The sequence below is a fragment of the Nostoc sp. DedQUE09 genome (assembly GCF_034530915.1).
GTDB lineage: Bacteria > Cyanobacteriota > Cyanobacteriia > Cyanobacteriales > Nostocaceae > Nostoc.
Map to the genome: position 1 here is coordinate 38939 of NZ_JAVRCE010000062.1, position 9133 is coordinate 48071.

11 protein-coding genes are annotated in these 9133 nt (G+C 38.8%); 5 read left to right on the plus strand and 6 right to left on the minus strand.

Going from position 1 to position 9133, the window contains the following annotated elements; genetic code table 11:
- Positions 1 to 2: 2 nt before the first annotated feature.
- The 4 genes from RMY27_RS28305 to RMY27_RS28320 form a co-directional block, all read right to left on the minus strand.
- Positions 3 to 599 (minus strand): hypothetical protein, encoded by a 597-nt coding sequence (locus tag RMY27_RS28305; protein WP_322668168.1) that lies wholly within the window; start codon positions 597 to 599, stop codon positions 3 to 5.
- Positions 600 to 730: 131 nt separating this feature from the next.
- Positions 731 to 1312 carry a Uma2 family endonuclease gene (locus RMY27_RS28310; protein ID WP_322668169.1) on the minus strand — a complete coding sequence of 194 codons (582 nt, stop codon included), beginning with the start codon at positions 1310 to 1312 and terminating at the stop codon, positions 731 to 733.
- 66 nt (positions 1313 to 1378) lie between these two features.
- Positions 1379 to 1765, minus strand: a complete 387-nt coding sequence (locus RMY27_RS28315) for a type II toxin-antitoxin system VapC family toxin (protein WP_322668170.1) — start codon at positions 1763 to 1765, stop codon at positions 1379 to 1381.
- Complete coding sequence (locus RMY27_RS28320; RefSeq protein WP_322668171.1) at positions 1762 to 1992, minus strand: DUF2281 domain-containing protein; 231 nt, start codon at positions 1990 to 1992, stop codon at positions 1762 to 1764. The genes RMY27_RS28315 and RMY27_RS28320 overlap by 4 nt, the downstream gene beginning before the upstream one ends.
- A gap of 211 nt (positions 1993 to 2203) precedes the next feature.
- Between RMY27_RS28320 and RMY27_RS28325 the strand changes: the two genes are divergently transcribed.
- Complete coding sequence (locus tag RMY27_RS28325) at positions 2204 to 2347, plus strand: hypothetical protein (protein WP_322668172.1); 144 nt, start codon at positions 2204 to 2206, stop codon at positions 2345 to 2347.
- On the opposite strand, the gene RMY27_RS28330 is transcribed toward RMY27_RS28325, so the two are convergent.
- Positions 2344 to 2472 carry a hypothetical protein gene (locus RMY27_RS28330; protein WP_322668173.1) on the minus strand — a complete coding sequence of 43 codons (129 nt, stop codon included), beginning with the start codon at positions 2470 to 2472 and terminating at the stop codon, positions 2344 to 2346. The genes RMY27_RS28325 and RMY27_RS28330 overlap by 4 nt on opposite strands.
- Positions 2473 to 2543: 71 nt before the next feature.
- Complete coding sequence (uvrB, locus tag RMY27_RS28335) at positions 2544 to 4541, minus strand: excinuclease ABC subunit UvrB (RefSeq protein ID WP_322668174.1); 1998 nt, start codon at positions 4539 to 4541, stop codon at positions 2544 to 2546.
- Positions 4542 to 4794: 253 nt separating this feature from the next.
- Here uvrB and RMY27_RS28340 point away from each other — a divergent pair, with 253 nt between their 5' ends.
- The 4 genes from RMY27_RS28340 to RMY27_RS28355 all read left to right on the plus strand — a co-directional run bounded on the left by RMY27_RS28340 (position 4795) and on the right by RMY27_RS28355 (position 8973).
- Entirely contained in the window at positions 4795 to 5247 is a 453-nt protein-coding gene (locus RMY27_RS28340; protein WP_322668175.1) for a hypothetical protein, read from the plus strand.
- 345 nt (positions 5248 to 5592) lie between these two features.
- The gene (locus RMY27_RS28345; protein WP_322668176.1) at positions 5593 to 5775 is read left to right on the plus strand and encodes a CsbD family protein; all 183 of its coding nucleotides are present in this window, start codon (positions 5593 to 5595) and stop codon (positions 5773 to 5775) included.
- 451 nt (positions 5776 to 6226) lie between these two features.
- Complete coding sequence (locus tag RMY27_RS28350; protein WP_322668177.1) at positions 6227 to 6865, plus strand: histidine phosphatase family protein; 639 nt, start codon at positions 6227 to 6229, stop codon at positions 6863 to 6865.
- Between the two features lie 980 nt (positions 6866 to 7845).
- Positions 7846 to 8973, plus strand: coding sequence for a succinylglutamate desuccinylase/aspartoacylase family protein (locus RMY27_RS28355; RefSeq protein ID WP_322668178.1), 1128 nt, complete (start codon positions 7846 to 7848; stop codon positions 8971 to 8973).
- Positions 8974 to 9133: the final 160 nt, after the last annotated feature.

Below are 9133 nucleotides of genomic sequence, written 5' to 3' on the forward strand. Positions count from 1 at the left end.
GCTTATAATGACAGATACGGTACTCTTCGACGAATATTTACTATGCCATGCACAATTCCTAACACTGCACCGATGTAAAGTCCAATATGGATTCCCCAAACCAACATAAACCTGGAAACTTCTGCTGGCTGAACGACTGGCGTAATCTGATCGGCAAAGAAGGGAAATTGAAAATAATAAAATATGAATCCTGCGATTTGAGAAACTACAATTGCCCAAGTAATCGGATATCGTGCCATTTTAAGTAATTGCCGATAAGACAAAGGTAACTTTCGTCTCTGATTAACCAATAAAAATATGCCGTAGCTTAAAAAACCAGCAAAAAAGCCCGCCTGAAATCCAACTTCACTGACTTCCCAGCGAAAACTATAACCATAAGGAATATTTTTGAAGTAATAAAAGTAAGCAGGTGAGACAGTACAGGTAATCTGATCGTTAACGATACCAAACCCAGCACCAATTAAACCGGACACCACCAAAAACGAGTATTCCTGAAGTTTTGTCGGTTTTGTTGGATTACGCCAGTAGTCTACCGCTACAACCAAACCCATCAGCAAAAACAAAATCAGCAGTCGGTATTGATATGGAACACTTTGCATAAGACAACTGGTTTAATCCAAAATTAGCCTTTCAGGAAGTGTGACTATTTACAACTTCTTCAGAATTTTCACCATTGTATGCGAAGCATCTGTGAGATCGCATGAAATTCAAAGATTGACTATCTATCATGTCAATTTTCGGTGGCTGCGGTTTCAAACTGTACTTGTCTGTACAAATGGGCGATCGCAATTTCCACATCCACCGATTCCAGTCGCAATCTCTCATCCAAATTATACTCCGACAGTACCCATTTACCCTGTTCGTTGCGCCGAAACACTTCTACACCCGGTTGAGCTACTTGTACTAAGACATATTCTTGCAAGGTTGGAGATTGGCGATATTTGGCAAACTTTTTCCCCCTATCGGCTGCTTCTGTTGAAGGTGATAGCACTTCGATAATTAAGCAGGGAAATTGTACCAATTGTGGATCGGTATCTCGCTCATCGCAAGTCACTACCACATCTGGATAAAAATATTTTTGCCCAGGTTCTACCTGCACCTTTACATCTACAATGTAGACTTCACAAGAGCGATCAGCTAGGGCATCATCTAGAAGCTTCGAGAAATTCAGAGAAATCCGATTATGGTTGCGTGTAGCACCACTCATCATTACGACTTCGCCATCCCAATACTCGTAGCGTTCTTCTTGGGTGGGTTCCCAAAGCAGATATTCCTCTGCACTCATCAAAATGTTGTCGGGTAAAGCAACCATTGGCGCGACTCTTAATGATTCACTTGATTTAGGATAGCGAAAAAAGGGCGTTCTCTTTTAGTATGACTATTCCCACATCCTCTGAACAGAATAAGCATCGAGTTTTTTATCCCTGCTAATAATAATTAAGGAGTGATTGATAGCCTGTGCAATCAACATTCGGTCAAATGGATCGCCATGATGTAGCGGGAGATTCCCAACTTGAACTGTATCGGCAAAAGATATCGGAATTATGAGGATATCTGAAGCGTTGATCGCAGAACCTATTGTTTCATAACTCCGTTGAAGCGATAATTTGCCAAGGTTCAACTTGATGGCAATTTCCCAAAGACTAGCAATGCTGAGATAAACGATATCTGCGGTATTGATCATCATCCTCAGATTATCTGGAAGGCTTAAGTCATTTTCAGTTAGCCAGATAAAAGCATGAGTATCTAAAAGGAAAGCACTCATTCCATATATTCCTTAAAAACTTCGAGAGGTTCATCAAAGTCATCAGGTAAAGGTAAAACAAAAGTTCCTTTTAAGATGCCAGATCGACGCTTTTTTTGTTGTAAACTTTCCTGATAAACAGCCTTTGAATAATTCTCAACTAAATATTTAGCATAATGCAAGAGTTCTTGTTTAAGTGGCTCTGGCATTTGATCTAGTGTTTGTAAAATTTCTGCATCAATAGCCATGATTTCTCCTGAGAGGTTCTCCTACTTGTAATTTTAGGGGAATTTCTGGAAGGGATTTTATTTTTCCGTGTCTTCGGTTCCAAACTGCTTGCCAGTCAGCTCAAATCGGGTTGTTAGCTTGCTTCTTCTTACTATAGTTCATGTTGGTTTAAACCTATAGCCAAAGCCAGAGGATTTGATATATCAGCCCAGTTAAAGTTGTGGAACATTCTTGAGCCAGAATTTTCTGATTTCTGAAAAACAATTACTTCCACATTATTTAAATTTTTTGCAACAATTCCCGAATCGAATTGCGATCGCACAATCACGGAAAGCTAAAGGTGAAATTGTCACATCTTCTGCAAGTATGCTCTAACTGTGGTATCCATCTGGACTAGGGAGACGATACATATACAACTTGCGTCCATTGACATCTAAAATCCAGTACTCAATAATGCCTGATTTAGCATAAGCGTTCGCCCTTGGCGTTGGCGAAGCCATCGCTTTTACTTCTCGATCATATTTGAGACTGTAATCACCTATTTGAATAATTGGTGAGTATAAAATTCAAGTTAACGTCCTAGCATTTTATCCCGCAGATGTTTAATGCGATCGCGCAATTTTGCCGCTTCTTCAAATTCTAATTTCTTGGCAGCTTCTTTCATTTGCGCTTCTAACAGTGTAATCAACTGGGGAATCTGTTCTAATGGCAGTTCATCTAGATGTTCATCTACAACTTTCAAGTCAGTTGCATTTAACCGCCGAGATACATCTAAAAAAGCCAAAATCGCATTACTTGATTTTTTCACAATTGGTTGTGGTGTAATCCCATGCAGTCGATTATGTGCCGTTTGAATACCGCGACGCCTGTCTGTTTCATCAATAGCTTTAATCATACTACCTGTCAGATTATCGGCATATAAAATCGCTTGTCCTTGGATGTGACGCGCGGCTCTACCAATAGTTTGAATTAAGGAACGCTCGGTTCGTAAGAAACCTTCTTTATCTGCATCCATAATCGCTACTAAGGAAACTTCGGGTAAATCTAAACCTTCCCGCAGCAAATTCACACCAACTAATACATCAAATTTACCCTCGCGCAAGTTCTGCAAAATCTCAATGCGCTCAATAGAAGTAATCTCAGAATGTAAATACCGTACCCTGATACCATGGTCTTGCAAATATTCGGTTAAATCTTCCGCCATTCGCTTAGTTAATGTGGTAATTAACACTCGTTCATGGCGGTCGGCTCTATCTTTAATTTCGCCTAATAAATCATCAATTTGTCCTTCTGTGGGACGCACAGAAATTTCTGGATCAACCACCCCAGTTGGTCGAATCACTTGCTCAACTACATGATCTTCAGAAACTTCTATTTCCCAATTTCCGGGAGTTGCTGAAACAAAAATACACTGATTCACCTTTTCCCAGAATTCTTCTGCTTTCAAAGGACGGTTATCGGCAGCGCTAGGAAGCCGAAATCCATGTTCAATTAAAACTTTTTTTCTAGCTTGATCGCCGTTATACATACCGCGAATTTGGGGTACAGTAACGTGAGATTCGTCGATAATTAATAGCCAATCTTTGGGAAAATAATCAATTAAACATTCTGGTGCTTCTCCAGCTTGTCTTCCTGCTAAGTGACGGGAATAATTCTCAACGCCGTTGCAGTAACCCACTTCGCGCAGCATTTCTAGGTCATAGCGTGTACGCTGATCTATGCGTTGCGCTTCTAATAATTTTCCAGCTTGTTCTAAGTCTAGTTTTTGCTGTTTTAATTCTGCTGCAATATCATTACAAGCTACTTCTAACCGTTCTTCTGGGGTGACGAAGTGGCGTGCTGGGTAAACATTTACCGCTTCCAAACTCTTGAGAATTTCACCTGTCACTGGGTCAATATAGCGAATCGCGTCAATTTCATCACCAAAGAATTCGACACGAATAATTCGGTCTTCATAAGCTGGGCCAATTTCTAAGACATCTCCACGAACGCGAAATTTCCCCCGACCCATTTCGATGTCGTTGCGGCTATATTGAACATTTGCCAAATCCCGTAAAATTTGGCGTTGATTTACTTCCATACCTATCTGAAGGGGGATGGCAGCTTTCAGATATTCTGCTGGCATTCCTAAACCATAGATACAGCTGATGGAAGCAACGACGATGACATCACGGCGTTCAAAAAGCGATCGCGTCGCTGAATGCCGCAACATATCTATTTCATCATTAATTGCCGCCGTTTTTTCAATATAAGTATCGGTAACGGGAATATACGCTTCTGGCTGATAATAATCGTAGTAGCTAACAAAGTACTCAACTGCGTTGTTGGGGAAGAAATCCCGCAACTCGTTACAAAGCTGTGCTGCCAGGGTTTTGTTATGCGCCAAAACTAAGGTAGGCTTGCCAATTTTCTCAATAACTGCTGCTACCGAAAATGTCTTACCAGTTCCAGTGGCTCCTAGTAAAGTTTGATAACGATTGCCTGATTGAATACTAGCAGAAAGTTTAGCGATCGCTTGTGGTTGATCGCCTGTGGGACTAAAGGGAGCTTGAAGACAAAATTCTGTCATACAGTTTTGCTGTAAATACCCTATCTGATGGTGACGATTCCGCCCTGTATCCATTGTAGCTGGCTTCTTAAAGCAAATAAATAGTAATGATTATTTACAAAAATTATTAATTTACATCTACTTATGTATTGGTTTTAAAGATTCTTATATCTATATGGGGTTTTTTAAGGTTAAACTCTAGGGTATATGGGAAAAAATTTCATCTTTCCTTAATTATTGTAAAATTCAGTTAACAAACTAGAGGTGTTCGTTTATGGCTATTAGCAACGCTGGCAAAGCAACCAGTTCTCGGCAGAAGTATGCCAAGTCTACAGAGGAAGTTGAAAATCAACAAGACCAGAGCTTGAATGCAGATAAAGTCGAGGAAGTTAATGAACTGCCAGTAGGAGCTTCTGGAACACTTGCTATTTCTGGAATTCGTCCCATAGGTGCTAGCGACTTAGAAGTTGCTGAACACCTTTCAATTTCTGGGGTGCGTCCTGTTAGCACCAGTAGTTTGGAAGTAGTTGAAACCTATAACGCAATGGGTATTCGCCCAATTGGTGCGAATAAATTCCAAATTGTTGAAAGTATGAATCTCTCTGGTATTCGTCCAATTGCCTCAAGTTCATTGGTAATTGATGAAAGCTATTCGACATTCGGTAATCGTCCGATAGCATCAAATGAGATTGACAATTCTGAAAACCTGATGGGTTTTCTAGATTAAAGAAAAAAACATCCCCATAACTTTATTAACCCATTTTCTATACGAAACTGGGTTTTTTTATTTAAAAAGTAAAAATTACTATCTTTAACATTTCTTCTATGTCTTTTAGCATAGGTAACTAAACTATTTTCGCTTTATTTTATATTCCAATAACAGCCAGAACGCCTACTAAAAGTAACTTTCTTAATTACGAATTACGAATTACGAATTGCGAATTATTGAATATGCCTTGTGGTAGAAGGCTTTAGCAAAAACTTTAAGTTACTGTGTAAAGGTAATAACAAAGAGTTTCGAAGTTAGTTGCTAGCTTTGAAATGACTTTTTAATTTAATCAGGAGTATCCAAATGAGCATAGAAGATCGCGCAAAGGCTGCTGCTAAAAATGTTGAAGGTAAAGCCCAAGAAGCATTAGGAAACGCCACTGGAGATCCAGAAGATAAAGCAAAAGGTAAAGCAAAGCAAGCTGAAAGCGAAGTACGCCAAGGCATTGAAGACGTGAAAGATAATGTAAAGAAAAACATTGACTAACAATTCATGGTTTTTTTGCAGAAACTCAGGGATAAAAATGGGGTAAATTCCTATTTTTGCAAGAACAAATTACGAAATGTTAAAGATTCAATGCTATGTACCTTTATTCTTTTCTTAGCAAGCGTTGAAAGATAAAGGACTAGCTTGATTTACAAAACTTTTATAGAGACGTAATTAATTACGTCTCTATATTGATGTTTATAATTATTAAAAAGCTATAAAGCAATACAGTTCAGATAGAGCAACAAAAGCCTGATTTAGAGACATGATTTATCGTGTCTTGAAAAACCAATCACCCTTAACTAAATCCTATTTATTATAAAGTTAGAACTTTGCACTCAGATACCCCAACTTGCTTCAAAGTAATTTTTGCCACAAATCTATGGAGTATAATTTCATTGCTGAAAATTCTGATTCATTTTTTCTAATTCACAATCGATGAGAATATACGGTGAACCTAACTCTTTATTTCCTCCGTCACGGACAGACAGAATGCAGCCGCAATAATTCCTTTTGCGGTTCCATAGACTCAGAACTTACCCCAGAAGGGTTGGATATGGCAAAGGCTTTTGCTGACGCATATACTTCTAAAAATTGGACAGCAATATTTTGTAGTCCTATGCGGCGAACTGTATTGACAGCAAAACCTTTGTATGAAGCAATAGGGATAGAACCACAATTTAGGGATGGTTTGAAGGAAATCAACTATGGCTTGTGGGAAGGAAAAACCCCAGAAATAATTAGCCGTGAATATCACGATGATTATATTCGCTGGTCAGCAGATCCTGCTTGGAATGCTCCAAATGGCGGAGAAATGGCGGTTACAATTGCTTCTCGCGCCTTGCAGGTAATTGAAGAAATCAAGCAAAATTACAGTAGTGGAAATGTTTTAGTCGTTTCTCACAAGGCAACCATCAGAATTCTTCTGTGTAGTTTTCTGGGGGTTGACGTGGGACGCTTCCGTTTTCGTTTGGGATGTCCTGTGGCTTCGGTCAGTGTTGTGGAATTTAGCTCACATGGGCCGCTGTTAAAGGTTTTGGCAGACCGTAGTCATTTGGATGAGCGGTTGCTAAATTTACCGGGAACGTGAGGGTATACGGAATTAATCGCGTCTGTACAATATTATTTTTACTCTTACTCTGCCAGGCTATCTGGCTCAGTATATTTGCATAAAACTCAGAAACCACCCGCAGTAGATATCGCACTTGTAAATAACTACCTTGTTGTGATTAATACCAATTCCAGAAAAAATAAAACAGATGCGTAGTAGCGCGGTAAGCTTAATTTATTGAGTTGAGTAATGTTCATGAGTTTTTGAAACCCAACATTTTAAGCCTGTCGCGCTAGTACATTCTATTTACCAGAATCGATATCTCCTAAAAAATTACCTAGAGAGAATTTACAAGTTCTTGAATCAACGATCGCAGTTATAAGTTAATGTCTTGTCGTCACCAACATTACAACATTAAGGCTTAAGGTTACGAGATTAAGGCTTAATGCTACAACCTTAAGGCTTAACGTTACGACATTAAGCCTTAACATTACAACATTAATCACCAGTATTATAAGATTAAGGCTTAAGGTTACGACATTAATCACCAGTATTATAAGATTAAGGCTTAAGGTTACGACATTAAGCCTTAACATTACGACTTTTTGACAAAAGCTTATGCGATCGCTCTTGAGGGTAGTGCGCTTTGCGCGATCGCAAGCAATGCTTAAATAAAACTTATGAGTGATTTGACGTTGGCAATATATCTTGCACTGCACCCTACGACTCTGTTTCTAGCCCATCCCGCGCTGTTCAAATTGCCTGGGCACACCTATCTGGCGAACTCTTCACCCATCGCCTCGCGCAAAATGGTTTGAAACGGCTTTCACCTAACTGCTGAAGCATAGGGACTAAAGCATTGATATAGAAAATAATAGTTAATGTAATACTACCTTAACCTAAAATTTACGTAGAGGTTAGCTGATTACGCAAATGAAATCAGCTAATTCTATTGGGCTAGGCTTTTAATTCAGTACAGATACAGCGATAATTTACTCAAATTATCACTGAGTTATTTTATGCTTCCAGTTATTGAAAGCATTGTATTACGTCAAATGGCTTCGGGCGATCGCCTCTACTTACAAATATACAAATTCATCGGCGCTCAACCTGGTAAAAAGGCTTACATTCAATCTAATCTGCACGGTGCAGAAATTGCTGGTAATGCCGTAATTCACCAGCTAATTGAGTTTTTATTAACAATAAATAATACAGATTTAACTGGAGAAATTTGGTTAGTTCCCGTTTGTAATCCAATGGGTACAAATGAACGCGCTCATCATTTCTCCCCTGGACGATATTGCATTTATGAAGCCAAAGACTGGAATCGCATCTTTTGGGATTACGAGAAAGAAGCTGATGATTTAGTAGCTTTTACTAAATCTCAACTTCATAGTGTTCTAAAGGTCATTCGACAAAATTATCTAACTATAATTAAGCAACAATTCGCAAAAACTTTAGAAAAACTTAATTCTTCTAGTGGTGTTCCTTACACTGAGCTTTTTGCCTACAAGCTACAAAATCTCAGTTTAGATGCAGATTACTTAATTGACTTACATACTTCTACAAATCAAGCTTTAGACTACCTTTACTACTTCCGAAATCGAGAAGAGAGTGCAAAATATTTCGGGTTTGATTTCGGAATCTTGCTTGATAAATATGATGGTGATGCTTTTGATGAAGCTTTTATCAAACCTTGGTTAGCATTAGAAGCTTGTTTTAAAGAATTGGGTAGGGAAATCAAGTTTGATGTAGAAGCTTGGACACTGGAATTAGGAACAGGAATGCAAATAAACCCTGATTCAGTTGCTAAAGGCGTAAGAGGTGTGAAAAACTATTTAGTGCAAAAGGGTGTACTGCAAATTCCTAATTTTTCGGATGACACAAAAACCCATGAGATGACTTTTAAATCTAACAGCAACCGGAAAAAATATTATGCGATCGCAGGTGGTATGATTCAATCCAGAATCGAATTAGGTAGCACAGTCAAAGCTGGTGAAAAACTCTATCAGATTCTCAGTTTTAACAAAGAAGGTCAACTACCTACTGTAATTGATGTCTGCGCTCAACATAATGGATTGGTTTATGATGTCGCAACCAATCAAGCCGTGAATGAAGGCGAGTTTGTGTTAGGAATTATTAGCTAGTCATGTGTCATTTGTCATTGGTCATTTGTCATGTGTCATTTGTCATTTGTCATTTGTCATTGGGAGTTTAGAGTTTTTTAACTCCTCACTCCTCACTCCTCACTCCTCACTCAGCACTCAGCACTCAGCACTCAGCACTCAGCACTCAGCACTCAGCACT